Here is a 15,606-nt window from a genome sequence, read left to right as displayed (position 1 = left end):
TTCTGAAAAGGACATTCCATGAGCAAGCAGTTCAAACTCCAGTCCGTGCTCGACTACCGCAGCCTGCGCGAAGACCTGGCCAGGCAGCAGCTGGCCGCCGCCCAGCAGCGCGAAGCCGACCTGCTGACCCGGCTGGTGCGCGAGCAGGAGGCGCTGGAACATCTGCAGGCCGACTTCGATACGCGCCAGCGCCAGGGGATGGCGCCCCACGAGTTCGCCCTGCACAGTGACCACATCAGCCACAAGGTCAAGGTGGTGGCGGCCGCCCTCGAAGAGTGGGAGGCCGCCGGCGAGGAGGTGGCGGAGCGGCGCCGGGCCCTGGGCGAGGCGAGCCAGGAGAAGAAGCTGCTGGAAAAGGTCAAGGAGCGCCAGTTGAGCGAGTTCGAGGCCGAACAGCGCCGCAGGGAGATGGCTTTTCTGGACGAGATCGCGGTCCAGCATTACAAGAGGTGACGCCATGAAAAATTGGCCAAGGTTGAAAAGGGCGGCCCTGGGAGCCTGTCTGCTGCTGGTTCTCGGCTCGACGACCGCCTGGGGGCAGCAGCAGGCGCCGGGCGAGAATCAGCAGTTCGGCAGCGTCGAGGAGCGGCGCATCCGCTATTCGCTGCAGCAGGAGCGAGCCCGTCTGCAGGCCGAATACGCGAAAAAGGAAGAAATGCTCGCCTTGCGGGAAATTGAGCTAAAGAGTTTGCAGGCCGAGGTCGATAAGAAACTCGACGAGCTCAGAAACATGCGCCAGGAGCTGGAAAAACAGCTGGCGCAGAAGGATGAGATCGAGACCAGGCGGATCAAGCAGCTCAGCCGCATGTACGAAAAGATGGAGCCGGCCCAGGCCGCCGGCCTGATGAGCGAACTCGATCAGGACCTGGCGGTGCAGATCCTCTCCGGCATGAAAGCCAAGGCGGCGGGACGTCTGCTCGACGCCATGGACCAGGACAAGGCCACCAGCCTCAGCGCCGCCTACTCGGAACTCGGGGCCCGCTGAGAAAGCATTTCTTCCAGGTGAAGAAAAATTTCCAGGAAAGGAGGTGAAACAGAATGCAGATGATGGCTATCAATCTCGAAGGATTGCTGCCCATGGCCCCCCAGGGCCAGGCCAAGGGCCCTTCGGCCGCAGGCGGCGGAGCGTTTCTGGAGCAGCTCCAGGCGGTGCTCACCGCCCAGGGCAACGGCAGCCCCAAGGGGATGGAGGCCCTGCTCGCCATGTTCGGCGGCCAGCAGGCCGTCACCGGTTTGCCGATGCCCGAACTGGCCAATCTCGGCGAGGAATTTTCTGCCGAGCTGCCGCAGCAGCTTGCCGAGCTGCTGGAGCAGCTCGAGGAGCTGCCTGCCGGGGCCCTGCAGGTTGCCGGGATGGTTCAGCCGCTCTCCGCAGAAACCCTGCCCCAGGGAGACATGGCGGCCGAAACGGTTTCACTGAAGTCGGTGGTTGCGCAACCTGTTCCGGTTGCCGGTGCCGAAGCAGTGCCTGAAGCGCAGGCCGCCCAGCCCGAGGTGCCGGTTGTCGAGGGCAAGGCGCTTGCCGAGGCGGCTTCGACGCAGAAGCCCGCTGCCGCCGCGGTTAGCCAGGTGCCGTCCAGTGATGTTCAGATCTCCCAGGCGTCCCAGGTGGCGGTCGGCAAGCCGGCTCCGGCCGAGGAAACCAGGGAGGGCAAAGCGAAGGAGTCGCTTTCGGACAACCGCTTCGCCCAGATGCTGGGGCTGCACAAGGGGGCAACGGCCGCGGTTTCGCCGCAGGCCGAAGTCAGGCCCGCCGCCGAAGCGCAGCAGGCGCCCATCGCCCTGAATGCCGAAGCCTCGGCCGAGGCGGTCGTCGCCGAGAAGCTCGTGGCGACCGAGGCGAGCCCCGAGGCGGCCCCCGCCAAGTCGGCGCAGGGTTTCGAGCAGCAGCTGGCCCAGGTCTCCCGGGCCGGCGAACCTCCCCAGCCTGCCGAAGCGGCAGCCCAGGGACCGGCGGTGAAGCTCCCCTCGGGGCAGCTGGTACCCGAAAGCCAGATCCTCGGCCAGCTGGCTTCGCGCATTACCCTCAATCACACAGAGAAGCAGAGCCGCATGACCCTGAACCTGCATCCGGAGGAGCTCGGTCAGGTCAAGCTCGAGCTGGTCATGGAAAAGGACGGGCTGCGCGCCCACCTCCAGGCCCAGAACCCGCAGGTCCAGGAGGTTCTCGAGCGGCACCTGCCCAGGCTGCGCGAGGCCCTCGCCCAGCAGGGGCTGCGCCTCGATGACCTGCAGGTCAGCGTCGATTCACAGGACCGAGGCGACCAGGGGTTCTTCCAGCAGCACCAGCAGCAGTCGGCCTTCGGCAGGCGGCCTTCCTACAGCTTCGGTTCATCCGCGGCTGCAGTGCAGGCCGAAGAGGTCTCGGCCACGGCAGGTCAGACCCAGTCCCGGCAGGGGCTGAGCCTGAGGATCTAACCCTCGACAGAGTGAGTCAAAATAATGACAACCGTAGCGGCAACAAGTTCGACAAGCTCCTCGCTCACCAGCTCCATCACCGGCAGCAAGGAGATGGGCAAGGAGGATTTCCTTCAGCTGCTCGTCGCCCAGCTGCAGAACCAGGATCCCCTCAACCCGCAGGACCCGACCGAGTTTACCGCCCAGCTCGCCCAGTACAGCTCCCTCGAGCAGCTGTTCACGGTGAACCAGAACCTGGAGCAGATGGCCTCGGGCAGCGCCGAGATGGAGCGGGTCGCCGCCCTGAGCATGATCGGCCGCGAGGTGGTCACCGAGAGCAGCACCTTCAGCCTCGACGGAAAGCCCGTCGAGCTCGGTTACCGGCTCGGCCAGGCCGCCGCGGATGTGCGCCTGCAGGTGCTCAACAGCAACGGACAGATGGTGGCCGACCTCTCCGCCGAGGAGTTGTCTGCCGGCAGCCACTTTCTGAGCTGGGACGGCAAGGGGAGCGACGGCCAGCCCCTGCCCGCCGGCCAATACTCCCTGACCATCAAGGCCAGCGACAGCCAGCAGCAGGCTCTCTCGGCCAGGTCCCTGGTCAAAGGAACGGTGGACGGGGTGGAGATGGGCAGCTCCGGCAGCGTGCTGACCACCAACGCCGGCAGCTTCGCCCTGGCCAAGGTGATCAGCGTCAAGGACCTCTGACCATGACCGACAAGTTCAACATCTTTCCCCAGCCCATCGCTCCTGCCGGTCAGAGCGCGGGCGCACGCCCCAAGGGGCAGCCCGGCGCCGCCGCGGGGCCCTCCTTCGAAGAGGTCCTGCAGGGGCAGGTCCAGGCTCCCGGCAAGCTGCAGTTCTCCCGCCATGCGCTGAGCCGCATGGAGAGCCGGGGGATTCAGTTCGGCCCCGAGGCCCTGAGCCGCCTGGAATCGGCGGTCAGCCAGGTCAACGCCAAGGGGGGCCGCGACTCGCTGGTGCTGCTCGACCAGACCGCCCTGGTGGTCAGCGTCAAAAACAGCACGGTGGTCACCGTGGTCGACCAGCAGAGTCTCAAGGGAAACGTATTTACCAACATCGACAGCGCGGTAATCGCCTAGCAATCTAATCAGCCGAACCGGTCCTCGCAGAGGAGGTTCGCGGGCCGCCGACCGACAGAGGCGGCCCCCGACGAGGAGGAAAAACATGAGTATCCTGGCTTCTCTTTACAGCGGCATCAGCGGCCTGGCCGCCAACGGCAACGCCATGAGCGTCATCGGCAATAACATCGCCAACAACAACACCATCGGCTTCAAGACCGGCCGCACGCTTTTCTCGGACCTGCTGGCCAGCAACGTCTCCGGCTCCGGGGGCAACAGCCAGGTTGGCCGCGGCGTCGGGCTCTCGGTGGTCGACAACGTCTTCAGCCAGGGGACCTTCGAAAACACCGAATCGAACACCGACCTGGCCATCGAGGGGGAGGGTTTCTTCGTAGTCAAGGAGCCGCTGACCAACCAGGATCTCTACACCCGGGCCGGCTCCTTCCGCTTCGACGAGGAAGGGCGCCTGGTCACCCCGGAGGGGTTCCGGGTCATGGGCTACGCCCTGGCGGCCGACGGTTCGGTCTCCGGCGATTTGACCACCATCAAGGTCGACACCCAGTCGCTGAGCCCGCCGCGGGCCACCACCAACATCAAACTGACGACCAACCTCGACGCCGATGCCGCCTACCGGGGGCCCTTCAACATCGCCGACCCGGTCAACACCTCCAACTACGCCTCCTCGGTGACCATCTACGACTCGCTGGGCAACGAGCACCTGACCACCATGTATTTCTCCAAGATGGACCCGGCCACCAACCCCCTGGAGTGGGAGTGGACCGCGACCATCGACGGTACCGAAGTCGGCGGAGCCGCCGGCCCCATGGCCATCGGCAGCGGCAGCCTGCAGTTCGATGCCACCGGTTCCCTGGTCTCCACGGTTCCTGCCAATCCGCTGACCACTGCCGGGGTTTTCTCCTGGGCCAACAACGCCAACCCGGCCCAGCAGATGAGCTTTACCTTCAATACCACCCAGTACTCCTCCGAATCGGTGGTCATCGGCCAGTCCCAGGACGGCTACACCACCGGGTCGGTGGCCAAGCTGACTATCGACGCCGAGGGGAACGTGCTCGGCAACTTCTCCAACGGCCTGCCCAAGCAGCTGTTCCGCATCGCCCTGGCCAAGTTCACCAACCCCGCCGGGCTGGTCAAGGAGGGGGCCAACGTGTTCACCGCCAGCCAGTCCTCCGGGGCGGCGGTGGTCGGCACCGTCGGTTCGGGCATCGGCAAGATCTTCACCAACTCGCTGGAGATGTCCAACGTCGACCTGGCCGGCGAATTCGTCAAGATGATCACCACCCAGCGCGGTTTTCAGGCCAGCTCGAAGATCATCACGGCCACCGACGAGATGCTCTCCGAACTGATCAATCTGAAGCGGTAAAAGCGGGTCAAGAATATGACTCTGGCGAAGGCCGGGCCTTGCGCCCGGCCTTTTCTTTGTCCGGCGGCCGCACCCAATTGCAGTCGGGTGGGATGATTCTGACACCCGTCAGCGCCCTTCTGCCCCGGAGAAGCGCCCGGCGGGGTGCGGCTGGCAAAGGTGGCCGAGACCATGGCATGCGATTTGCTCATGAGACTGGGCAGGCGCCTGTTCCTCATCAACTGAACGGCCCGATAAACATGCTCTGAGGTGTTTTCGATGGATCTCTCTACAGTCGTTGGCATTGTTGTCGCCTTTGCCCTGATGATCGGGGCCATTGTGATGGGTGGTCCGCTGACCATCTTCATCAACATCCCCTCGCTGGTCATCGTGGTGGGCGGCACCATTGGCGCGACCCTGGTCCACTACCCTTTTGGCGAATTCTTCAGGGCGATGTCGATTTTCAAAAAGGCCTTCTTTCACAAGAACCAGACCCCCAAGGAGACCGTGTCCCAGTTGATCCGCTTTGCCGGCAAGGCGCGCAAGGAGGGAATCCTGGCCCTGCAGTCGGTGATGGGGGAGGTCGAGGACCCGTTCTTTCTCAAGTCGCTGCAGATGGCGGTGGACGGGCAGGAGGCCGAAGACCTCAAGTCGATGCTCGACCGCGAAATCGAATACATCATGGAACGCCACGAGTCGGGCGCCGAACTGTTCGTGCAGATGGGAACCTACGCCCCGGCGCTGGGGATGATCGGCACCCTGATCGGTCTGGTGCAGATGCTGCAAACCATGAGCGACCCTTCTTCCATCGGCCCGGCCATGGCGGTGGCCCTGCTGACCACCTTCTATGGGGCGATCATCGCCAACATCATCTGCATGCCGGTGGCCGGCAAACTGCGCGGCCGCTCCTCCGAGGAGGTGCTGCGCAAGACCCTGATCGCCGAAGGGATGCGCTGCGTGCTGACCGGGGAGAACCCCCGCATCATGGAGCAGCGCCTGCACGCCTTTCTGCAGCCCAAGGAGCGGGAGAGCAATTTTAATAAGAAAGATTAGGATCTTCCCTTGCCCAAGAAGCAGAAAAAAGAAGCCCCCGGCGCACCGGCCTGGATGGTCACCTTCAGCGACATGGTCACGCTGCTGTTGACCTTTTTCGTGCTGATGCTCTCCATGGCGCGGATGGACCAGATGAAGTTCCAGGACGCCGCCGGCTCGCTGCGCAGCGCCTTCGGGGTGCTCGGCGGCGGCACCAAGGCCGAAATCTCCAAACCTTCGGTGGTCGATTTCGTGCCGATCCAGGACGACTACGTCAGCCGGGTCTACAAGCGGCTGCTCAGCGAACTTCAGCGGCTGAAGATCGACCGCGAGATCGAACTGGTCAAGGACCGCGGCGCGGTGGTGCTGCGGGTCAACGAGGCGATCCTGTTCGGCCCCGGCCAGACCGAGGTGCGCCCCGAGGCCTACCCGGTGCTGCGCAAGGTTGCCGCCATGGTGCGCAACCTGCCGATGAACCTGCGCATCGAAGGGCATACCGACGACACGCCCCCCTCCGGCGGCATCACCAACTGGGACATCTCCATGGCCCGGGCGATTTCGGTGCTCAAATTCTTCAGCGGCGAAAACCTGCTGCCCCTCGAACGCCTGGCGGCAGTGGGTTACGGTTCGCAGCGCCCTCTGGATCCCGCCCAGAGCGGCGGCGACCCGGCCCTGAACCGCCGGGTCGAGTTCGTGCTGGAGAGCAGCGGCGGGCAGAAGGACGAGCTGCCGTATCTGATCAATGCGGGAGATCATCTGCCGTTTTGAACGGCAGAAGCCAGGAGCCAGAATCCAGAAGTCAGAATAAGGACTTTTTTGCTTTTCTTCTGGCTACTGAATTCTGGATTCTGAATTCCCAAAGTTTTTGAATCCTTGCAACAGAAAGGCATGAACCATGGCTGAAGAGGCAGCGAAAAAGGACAAAGGCGGCGGCATGAAGATGATCATCATCATTGTGGCGGCCGTGTTGCTGCTGGCCGGCGTCGGCGCCGGGGCCTTCTTTCTGGGCTCGAGCAAGGCCTCCGCGGCCAAGGGGGCCCAGGGCGAAGGCGCCGCCGCAGAGACGGCAGCGCCCGCGGAGGGCGCCGAGGCGGGGGCGGTGGGACCGCTGGTGGCCCTGGAGGATTTCATCGTCAACATCATGGACGGCCAGGAGACCCGCTACCTGAAGGCCGCGATCACCCTGGAGATGACCAGCGAGGACGCCGCCGCCGAGATCGACCAGCGCAAGGCCCAGGTGCGCGACGCGGTGCTGCTGCTGATCGGCAGCAAGACCTACGACGAGCTGCGCGACCTGCAGGGCAAGCTGCAGCTGCGCGCCGACCTGATTGGCCGGCTCAACAGCTTTCTGACCCGGGGGCGGGTCAGCAAGATCTATTTCACCGATTTCGTGGTCCAGTAGCGGAGGGCCTGGCGTGGAGCGGATACTCAGCAAAGACGAGATTGCCGAACTGCTGTCGGCGGTGAAGCAGGGGGAGGTGGAGACCGAAACCGCCCCCATGCCGAGAGAGGCCAGGCAGTCGGTGAGTCGTCTCGACCTGGTCAAGCTGCCGGGATACGAGCGCTGGAAGATCCCCAACCTCGACATCATCTTCGACTCCTTCGGGCGCAATTACGGCATCTCTCTGACCAACCGCCTGCAGCGCCCGGTATCGCTCGAGCTCGACTCGGTCAAATCGATGAGTTTCGAAGAGTCGCTCAAGGGGGTGGCGCAGAACTCGGCCATTGCCATTCTCGGTCTCGACCCCTTCAAGACCGGCGGCCTGCTGGTGTTCGACGGCAACCTGGCCTTTTCCGCGCTGGAGATCCAGCTGGGCGGGGCTCTGGAGGGGAAGATCACGGTCCCCAACCGGCCGCTGACCGCCATCGAGATCAACCTGCTGCGGATGGCGATGAACGACAGCTGTCCGGATCTGCAGAAGGCCTTCACCCCCCTCGAGAAGCTCAACCCCACCCTGGTGAAGATCGAGAACAACCCGCGGCTGGTGAATATCGTGACCAGCGATTCGGGGGTCCTGGTGATACGGTTCAATGCCAATTTCGAAAGTCATTCGGGCCGGCTGGAGTTGATCGTTCCCCACGCCTCGCTGGAGCCGCTGCGGGAGAAACTGCGCGACCGGGTGCTGTCCATCTCGACCCTGCACGGGGAGACCTGGCCCGAGGCCCTGATCGCCGGGGTTAACCTGGTCCACACCACCGTCGCTGCGCAACTCGGCGAGGTCACCCTCAAGGTGCGCGACATCCTCAATTTCCAGGTTGGAGACATCATCGACCTGGGGGCCGGGCCCAAGGTGTCGGTCAAGCTGGTGGTGGAAGGGCAGCCCAAGTTCCTGGCTTCGGCCGGCACCCGCAACGGCAGCAAGGCGGTTCGCATCAACCAGAGAATTCAACGGAGTGAATAATGGACAACAAGGAAGCGGCCAAATCGCAGGCCAAGGCGGCGCAGCGGGTGGAAGAGGGGGCGAAGAACCTGGAGTTTCTGCTCGATCTGCCCCTGAACGTGTCGGTGGAGGTGGGGCGCTCGCGGATCATGATCAAGGATCTGCTGCAGATGCGCGAGGGGAACGTGATCGAACTGGACAAGCTGGCCGGCGAGCCCCTCGATCTCTACGTCAATTCGCGCCTGATCGCGCGCGGCGAAGCGGTGCTGGTCAACGACAAGTTCGGCATCCGCCTCACCGACGTGGTCAGCCCCACCGAGCGCATTGAAACCCTTGGGTAAGGGCGCGAAACGAGTGGGCGTAATTGGCCCGACTGTAGGGGCAGGCCTGCGTGCCTGCCCAGGGCGGCCACACAGGGCCGCCCCTACGGGCGTTGCATTGAAGGCAAGCAAATGAAAAAACCGCTGCTGACTATATTGAACCTCACCCTGGCCCTGCCGGCGGCCGCCGCAGAGGCGGGTTCGGGCGGGGGCGGGCTGCTCGGCCCCTCGCTCAAGGCCCTGGCCGGTCTGGCGCTGGTGCTGGGGATCGTGCTGCTGCTTTATTATGTGCTCTCCCGCAAGGGGTTGGGCGGGCTGCTCCCCGCGGCCAAGGCGGGGCAGATCCAGGTCGTGGAGATGCGTTCGCTCGGCCCGAAAAAGGGCGTCTGCCTGGTGCGGGTGCGCGGCGAGGAGTTCCTGCTCGGCGTCGGCGCCGACCGGGTCGAGTTTTTGACCCGGGTGAATCCCGCTCCGGAAGGCTCCTTCGAAAAAGCCTTAAACACCAGCCTGGAGCCGCGCCCATGAAACTCGGCAGGTTCGGAATTTCGGCTCTGCTGGCGATTCTGCTGCTGGTGCCCGGCGCGGCCCTGGCCCAGGTGCCGTCGCTGACCATCGGCCTGGGCGAGGCGAGCGGTCCCCAGCAGGTCTCCACCACCATCCAGGTGCTGTTCATCCTCACCGTGCTGTCGCTGGCCCCGGCGATCCTGCTGATGACCACCGGCTTCACCCGCATCGTCATCGTCCTCTCCTTCGTCCGCCAGGCCATGGGCACCCAGCAGATGCCCCCCAACCAGGTGATTATCGGCCTGGCGCTGTTTCTCACTTTCTTCGTCATGGCTCCGGTCTGGACCCAGGTCAACGACCAGGCCCTGCAGCCCTACCTGCAACAGCAGATCAGTCAGGAGCAGGCCCTGGAGCTGGCCCTGCCACCGATCCGCGGCTTCATGCTCAAGCAGACCCAGGAGAAGGACCTCGAACTGCTGATGAACATCGCCGGCATCGAGGCCCCGGAGAGTTCCGAGGACGTGCCGACCATGACCCTGATTCCGTCCTTCATGCTCTCGGAGCTCAAGCGCGCCTTCCAGATGGGCTTTCTGATCTACATCCCGTTTCTGGTCATCGACATGGTGGTCGCCTCGGTGTTGATGGCCATGGGGATGATGATGCTGCCGCCGCCGATCATCTCGCTGCCCTTCAAGCTGCTGCTGTTCGTGCTGGTGGATGGCTGGCAGCTGGTGGTCGGTTCGCTGGTGCAAAGTTTCTTTTGAGTAGATATCAGGTCTCAGGAGTCAGGTATCAGGAAAAACCTGAATCCTGAAACCTGATATCTGATTCCTCCATCCGAAGGATGGTCCATGACCCCCGAATTCGTCATCGACATCGGCCGCCAGGCCGTGGAAATGGTGCTGTTGCTCTCGGCGCCGATGCTGCTGGCGGCGGTGGTGATCGGCCTGATCGTCAGCATCTTCCAGGCCGCCACCCAGATCAACGAGCAGACCATGACCTTCATCCCCAAGATCGTCGCGGTGCTGGTTTCGCTGATCCTGTTCGCCCCCTGGATGATCCAGAAAATGCTCGCCTTCTCCAACGGCATCTTCGCCTCGCTGGTGACGCTGGGCGGCTGAAGAGGCAACCGTGCCGGTATTTCCCCTGCCCATCGACAAGTTCGAACTGTTCCTGGTCTGCCTGGCCCGGGTCGGCGCCCTGATGGGCTCGCTGCCGATCTTCGGTACCGGCACCGTGCCGTCGCAGATCCGTATCGGCCTGGCCCTGTTTACCGCCCTGGTGGTCTACCCGGTGGCCGAGCCCTACCTGCCGCGGGTCGCCCTCGAGCCCGCCAGCCTGGCGGTGCTGCTCGGCGCCGAAGCGATTCTCGGGCTGATGGTCGGCTTCACCGCGCGGCTGGTTTTCACCGCCGTCGAACTGGGGGGCACCATCATCGGCTACCAAATGGGTTTCGCCGCCGCCAACGTCTTCGACCCGCAGAACCAGCGCCAGGTCTCGCTCATCTCCCAGTTCCAGAACATGATGGCGATCCTCATCTTTCTGGCCCTCGACGTCCATCACCTGTTTTTCGAGGCGATCGTGCGCTCCTACGCGGTGCTCACCCCAGGCAGCATCAACCTGGCCGGCGAGGCGGTGCCGTTTTTGATGAAGCTGGCCGGCCACATGTTCTCCCTCGGCGTCCAGTTCAGCGCCCCGATCCTCGCCGTGCTGCTGCTTTCGGGCCTGGTGCTCGGGGTGCTGGCCCGGGTCTTCCCCCAGCTCAACGTCTTTCTGCTCTCCTTTCCCCTCAACATCGGCATTTCCTTTCTTGTCATAGGATTGACTCTCAATCTCGTCGCGGCCCTGCTCAGCCGCGAGTTCGCCGCCCTCGAAGACCACATCATGGCGCTGTTTCTGGCGCTTTAATCCAGCGAAATCAAAACCATCCACCCTCCCCGGCGCAACCCTTTCGTTGATGGGTTGGTTTTTGCAATGTCTTGACATAGGTAGCAGGAATGGAGGAGCAGCAAGCTTTTCCCGACCACTGACCACTGACCACTGACCACTGACCACTGGATTATGGCCGACGACCAGCAGGAAAAGACAGAGCAAGCCACAGCGAAACGCCGCGAGGATTTTCGCAAAAAAGGGCAGGTGGCGCAGAGCCGCGAGGTGCACACCGCGGCGCTGATGACGGCCATGGTGCTGCTGTGGTTTTTCTACGCGCCGCTGTTCTGGAAGAACCTTCAGTCGCTGGTCGGCGGGCTGATGGCCCGGGCCGGCGCCTTCGAGGTGACCCCGCTGTCGGTCGTCGACCTGATGATCTACATCATGGGCCGCGTCGGGCTGCTGCTCGCCCCGGTGCTGCTGCTGGTGCTGGTGGTGGGCTTCCTCTCCTCCATCGCCCAGATCGGCTTTTTGTTCACCACCAAGCCGCTGGAGCCCGATTTCTCCAAGCTCGACCCCATCAAGGGAGCGGCCCGCTTCGTCTCCAAGCGCTCGCTGGTCGAACTGGTCAAATCCCTGGCCAAGGTGCTGCTGCTCGGCTTCATCGCCTACAAGACCGTCGCCGCCGAGTTCGCCGACGGCCTGCTGCTGGTCGACATGCCCCCCGCCGAGACCGTCGGCTACCTGGGGAGGGTCGCCTTCATGGTGCTGCTCAAGTCGAGCGGGGTTCTCATTCTTCTGGCGCTGCTCGATTTCATGTTCGTGCGCTGGGAGTTGGAACAGAAAATGAAAATGACCAAGCAGGAGCAGAAAGAGGAATTCAAGGAGACCGAGGGCGACCCCCATGTCAAGGGGCGCATCCGCTCGATCCAGGCGCAGATGGCGCGCAAGCGGATGATGGCCGAGGTCCCCAAGGCCGACGTGGTCATCACCAACCCGACCCACTTCTCCGTCGCCATCCGCTATAAGCGCGGGGAAATGGACGCCCCGGTGGTGGTGGCCAAGGGCGCCGACGATGTGGCCATGAAGATCCGCGAGATCGCCCGCGAGCACAAGGTGCCGCTGGTGGAGAACAAGCCGGTGGCCCGCGCCCTGATGAAGGTGGAGCTCGACCACCCGATCCCCGAAGAGATGTTCAAGGCCGTGGCCGAGATCCTGGCCTATGTTTACAGCCTAAAAAAACAGTGATCAGTGGACCGTGGTCTGTGGACAGTGAAACGACCCGGGTCACAAAGAGCAGATCACCGGTTTTCCGGAGTTAACCTATGATAGGCAGTCTTTCCCAGGAACGGTTGCAGCAGCTGCTGCTGCGCAGCGACGTGGTGGTCGCCATGGCGCTGGTGGGGATCCTGATGGTGATGATCATCCCCCTGCCGACGCTGCTGCTCGACGTGCTGCTGGCGCTCAACATCACCATCGCCCTGCTGATCCTGATCATCTCCCTGTACACCGCAAAGGCGCTGGATTTCGCCGTGTTCCCGGCGGTGCTTCTGACCACCACCCTGTTCCGACTCTCGCTCAACGTCGCCTCGACCCGGCTGATTCTGCTCAAAGGCAACGAGGGTCCCTCGGCCGCGGGCAACGTGATCCAGTCCTTCGGCCAGTTCGTGGTCGGCGGCAATTACGTGGTCGGCATCGTGGTGTTCGTGATCCTGGTGGTGATCAACTTCATGGTCATCACCAAGGGCGCCGGACGCGTCGCCGAGGTGGCGGCCCGCTTCACCCTGGACGCCATGCCCGGCAAGCAGATGGCCATCGACGCCGACCTCAACGCCGGCCTGATCAACGACGACGAGGCGCGCAAGCGCCGCAAGGAGATCGCCGCCGAGGCCGAGTTCTACGGGGCGATGGACGGTGCCAGCAAGTTCGTGCGCGGCGACGCCATCGCCGGCATCATCATCACCCTGGTCAACATCGGCGCGGGTTTCGTCATCGGCGTGCTGCAGAAGGGGATGCCGATGGCCCAGGCGGCAGAGAACTACACCATCCTCACCGTCGGCGACGGCCTGGTCGGGCAGATCCCGGCACTGATCATCTCCACCGCCGCCGGCATCCTGGTGACCCGCAGCGCCGGCAAGGGGGATTTCGGCGCCGAGCTCAAAGGGCAGTTCACCGTGCATCCCCAGGCACTCTGGGTGGTCTCGGGCATCCTGTTTCTGTTCGCGCTGATCCCCGGCCTGCCGACCTTCGCCTTTCTGGTCATCTCCGGGGGCCTGGCATTTCTCGCCTACCGGGTGCAGCAGGCGGAGATCAGGCGCAAGGCTGCCGCGGCCGCGGTCAAGGAGCCCGAGGAGAAGCCGGTCAAAGAGGACAACTACGAGCAGATGCTCAGCGTCGATCTGCTCGAGCTGGAGGTGGGCTACGGGTTGATCCCCTTCGTCGACGCCGCCCAGGACGGCGAGCTGCTCGCCCGCATCCACTCGATCCGCAAGCAGTTCGCCATGGAGATGGGCTTTATCGTGCCGCCGATCCACATCAAGGACAACCTGCAGCTCAAGCCCAACGAGTACGCCCTGCTGCTCAAGGGGGTGCGGGTGGCCGGCGGCGAGATGCTCCCCGGCCACTTCCTGGCCATGAACCCGGGCACCGCCGGCGAGCCGCTCAAAGGGGTGGCCACCACCGAGCCGGCCTTCGGCCTGCCGGCCACCTGGATCTCCGAAGACAAGAAGGAGCGGGCGCAGATTTCCGGGTACACGGTGGTCGACTGCACCACGGTCATGGCCACCCATATCAGCGAGATCATCAAGCGTCACGGTTTCGAACTGCTCGGCCGGCAGGAGGCACAGAACTTGCTCGATAACCTGGCCAAGAGCTACCCCAAGCTGGTCGAGGAACTGGTGCCCGGCCTGCTGAACCTCGGAACGGTGATGAAAGTGCTGCAGAACCTGCTGCGAGAACAGGTCAGCATCCGCGACATGCGGAGCATCCTCGAGACCCTGGCCGACTGGGCCCCGGCGACCCAGGACCCGGATCTGCTCACCGAGTACGTGCGCCAGGGACTGGGACGCTCGATCAGCTCGCGGCTGGCCGCCGACGGCAGCATGCTGCAGGTGCTGACCCTGCAGCGCGATCTCGAGGAGAAGCTGCAGGGGGCCGTGCAGCAGTCGGGGCAGGGGAGCTACCTGGCCCTCGACCCGACCACGGCGCGCAATTTCCTCGGCGGGCTCAGCGAGAGCATCAAAAATTTCATGGGCGGGGCCCAGCCGGTGCTGCTCTGCCCGCCAGCGATCCGGCCGCATGTCAAACGCTTGACCGAACGCTACCTGCCCAACCTGGTGGTGCTCTCCCACAACGAGATAGCCAGCCACCTCAAGGTGAAATCCATCGGAACGGTGACGCCCCATGCAGGTTAAAACCTTTGAAGCCGAAGACATGGCTTCGGCGCTGAAGATGGTCAAGGAGGCCCTCGGCCCCGACGCGCTGATCCTCTCCACCCGCACGGTGCGCAAGGGGGGGCTCGGCCTGCTGGGCAAGCCGGTGCTCGAGGTGACCGCGGCGGTGGAAGTCCCCTCCGCCGAGCCCCGGCCGGCCCCGGCCGCGCAGCCCTCCGCCGCGGCCGCCCTGGCCCGGGCCATGGCCCAGATTCCCGAGCCCGACCCCGCCGACAGCGAAGAAATCAGCTACGCCGACATCTGGCGCAAGCGCCGGGTGATCGACCCCATCGAGGAAGAGCTCGAGGGGCTCAAGGGGAAGCTTTCGACCCTCAATGTCGACTCGCTGCGCAGCGAGATCAACGAGCTCAAGGACCTGGTGCGCAACGTCGTGCAGCAGCCCGCCCAGCCGCCGGCGGCCGCTCCGGCGCCGGCCGCCAAGCGCGGCAGCGGCATCGCGCGGATGATGGATTCGCTGGTTACGCGGGGGGTGGAGGCCGATTCGGCCGAGATCATCATCCGCCGGGCCCTGGCCGATTACCCGCCGCAGAACCGCTCGGTGACCGTCGAACAGTTTCTTTCGGGGATCATCAGCCAGATGCTGCGGGTCAGCGGGCCCATCACCCGCCCCGCCAAAGGACCGCGCAAGGTGGCCCTGATCGGGCCCACCGGGGTCGGCAAGACCACCACCGCCGCCAAGCTGGCCGCCCAGACCCTGCTCGCCGACCGCAGCAAGCGCATCGCCATGGTAACCATCGACATCTACCGCATCGCCGCCGCCGAGCAGCTCAAGGTCTACGGCGAGATCATGAACGTGCCGGTGGACGTGGTGCTCTCGCCCGAGGAGCTGGCCCGGGCCTTCGCCCGGCACCAGGACAAGGACCTGATCCTGGTCGATACCGCCGGGCGCAGCCCCAAGGACGATGCGGCGATCGCGGAGATGGGCAGGTTCCTGGGCCCGGGCAGCGGCGTGGAGAACCACCTGGTGCTCTCGGCCACCACCCGCGAGACCGAGATGTACGGCGCCGTCAAGCGCTTCTCGAGGCTGCCGGTGCAGAGCATCATCTTCACCAAGGTGGACGAGTGCGAAAGCCTCGGCCAGCTGCTCAACCTGCATTTGAAAACCCGCTACCCGCTCTCCTACATCACCAACGGGCAGCGGGTACCCGAGGACCTCGCCCTCGCCGAGCCTGCACGGCTGGCCGGGCTGATCATGGCGAAACTCTGAGGATT

18 protein-coding genes are annotated in these 15,606 nt (G+C 64.3%); all 18 read left to right on the top strand.

The window, feature by feature from the left end; all coding sequences use genetic code 11:
- Positions 1 to 18: 18 nt before the first annotated feature.
- Complete coding sequence (fliJ, locus tag DESUT3_RS18735; RefSeq protein WP_221250021.1) at positions 19 to 453, top strand: flagellar export protein FliJ; 435 nt, start codon at positions 19 to 21, stop codon at positions 451 to 453.
- Positions 454 to 457: 4 nt separating this feature from the next.
- Positions 458 to 985, top strand: a complete 528-nt coding sequence (locus DESUT3_RS18730) for a MotE family protein (RefSeq protein WP_221250020.1) — start codon at positions 458 to 460, stop codon at positions 983 to 985.
- Between the two features lie 53 nt (positions 986 to 1,038).
- Positions 1,039 to 2,418 (top strand): flagellar hook-length control protein FliK, encoded by a 1,380-nt coding sequence (locus tag DESUT3_RS18725; RefSeq protein ID WP_221250019.1) that lies wholly within the window; start codon positions 1,039 to 1,041, stop codon positions 2,416 to 2,418.
- 24 nt (positions 2,419 to 2,442) lie between these two features.
- Positions 2,443 to 3,102 carry a flagellar hook assembly protein FlgD gene (locus DESUT3_RS18720; protein WP_221250018.1) on the top strand — a complete coding sequence of 220 codons (660 nt, stop codon included), beginning with the start codon at positions 2,443 to 2,445 and terminating at the stop codon, positions 3,100 to 3,102.
- Positions 3,103 to 3,104: 2 nt separating this feature from the next.
- Positions 3,105 to 3,497, top strand: a complete 393-nt coding sequence (locus tag DESUT3_RS18715) for a TIGR02530 family flagellar biosynthesis protein (protein WP_221250017.1) — start codon at positions 3,105 to 3,107, stop codon at positions 3,495 to 3,497.
- Between the two features lie 85 nt (positions 3,498 to 3,582).
- Positions 3,583 to 4,857, top strand: coding sequence for a flagellar hook protein FlgE (locus DESUT3_RS18710; protein WP_221250016.1), 1,275 nt, complete (start codon positions 3,583 to 3,585; stop codon positions 4,855 to 4,857).
- Positions 4,858 to 5,115: 258 nt separating this feature from the next.
- Positions 5,116 to 5,889, top strand: a complete 774-nt coding sequence (locus DESUT3_RS18705) for a motility protein A (RefSeq protein WP_221250015.1) — start codon at positions 5,116 to 5,118, stop codon at positions 5,887 to 5,889.
- A gap of 9 nt (positions 5,890 to 5,898) precedes the next feature.
- Positions 5,899 to 6,636 carry an OmpA/MotB family protein gene (locus DESUT3_RS18700; protein WP_221250014.1) on the top strand — a complete coding sequence of 246 codons (738 nt, stop codon included), beginning with the start codon at positions 5,899 to 5,901 and terminating at the stop codon, positions 6,634 to 6,636.
- A 127-nt stretch (positions 6,637 to 6,763) separates the two neighbouring features.
- On the top strand, positions 6,764 to 7,270 hold the full coding sequence (locus DESUT3_RS18695; RefSeq protein ID WP_221250013.1) for a flagellar basal body-associated FliL family protein: 507 nt from the start codon (positions 6,764 to 6,766) through the stop codon (positions 7,268 to 7,270).
- A 13-nt stretch (positions 7,271 to 7,283) separates the two neighbouring features.
- On the top strand, positions 7,284 to 8,270 hold the full coding sequence (gene fliM, locus DESUT3_RS18690) for a flagellar motor switch protein FliM (RefSeq protein WP_221250011.1): 987 nt from the start codon (positions 7,284 to 7,286) through the stop codon (positions 8,268 to 8,270).
- Positions 8,270 to 8,590: a flagellar motor switch protein FliN gene (gene fliN / locus DESUT3_RS18685; RefSeq protein ID WP_221250009.1), complete on the top strand. Its 321-nt coding sequence runs from the start codon at positions 8,270 to 8,272 to the stop codon at positions 8,588 to 8,590. Before fliM ends, fliN begins: the two co-directional genes overlap by 1 nt.
- Positions 8,591 to 8,701: 111 nt before the next feature.
- Positions 8,702 to 9,094 (top strand): flagellar biosynthetic protein FliO, encoded by a 393-nt coding sequence (fliO, locus tag DESUT3_RS18680; RefSeq protein WP_221250007.1) that lies wholly within the window; start codon positions 8,702 to 8,704, stop codon positions 9,092 to 9,094.
- Positions 9,091 to 9,837, top strand: a complete 747-nt coding sequence (fliP, locus tag DESUT3_RS18675; protein ID WP_221250006.1) for a flagellar type III secretion system pore protein FliP — start codon at positions 9,091 to 9,093, stop codon at positions 9,835 to 9,837. Before fliO ends, fliP begins: the two co-directional genes overlap by 4 nt.
- Before the next feature lie 87 nt (positions 9,838 to 9,924).
- Positions 9,925 to 10,194, top strand: coding sequence for a flagellar biosynthesis protein FliQ (gene fliQ, locus DESUT3_RS18670; RefSeq protein WP_221250004.1), 270 nt, complete (start codon positions 9,925 to 9,927; stop codon positions 10,192 to 10,194).
- Between the two features lie 10 nt (positions 10,195 to 10,204).
- Positions 10,205 to 10,981 carry a flagellar biosynthetic protein FliR gene (gene fliR / locus DESUT3_RS18665; protein WP_225911561.1) on the top strand — a complete coding sequence of 259 codons (777 nt, stop codon included), beginning with the start codon at positions 10,205 to 10,207 and terminating at the stop codon, positions 10,979 to 10,981.
- Between the two features lie 153 nt (positions 10,982 to 11,134).
- Complete coding sequence (flhB, locus tag DESUT3_RS18660) at positions 11,135 to 12,190, top strand: flagellar biosynthesis protein FlhB (RefSeq protein WP_221250003.1); 1,056 nt, start codon at positions 11,135 to 11,137, stop codon at positions 12,188 to 12,190.
- Positions 12,191 to 12,267: 77 nt separating this feature from the next.
- A complete protein-coding gene (gene flhA / locus DESUT3_RS18655) occupies positions 12,268 to 14,355 on the top strand; it encodes a flagellar biosynthesis protein FlhA (protein WP_221250002.1) in 2,088 nt (695 codons plus the stop codon).
- Positions 14,345 to 15,601: a flagellar biosynthesis protein FlhF gene (gene flhF, locus DESUT3_RS18650; RefSeq protein ID WP_221250001.1), complete on the top strand. Its 1,257-nt coding sequence runs from the start codon at positions 14,345 to 14,347 to the stop codon at positions 15,599 to 15,601. The genes flhA and flhF overlap by 11 nt, the downstream gene beginning before the upstream one ends.
- Positions 15,602 to 15,606: the final 5 nt, after the last annotated feature.

It is taken from the genome of Desulfuromonas versatilis, assembly GCF_019704135.1.
Classification (GTDB): Bacteria; Desulfobacterota; Desulfuromonadia; order Desulfuromonadales; family NIT-T3; genus Desulfuromonas_A; species Desulfuromonas_A versatilis.
The sequence above is the reverse complement of the archived record's forward strand: the minus strand, read 5'-3'. Positions and strand labels throughout refer to the sequence as shown.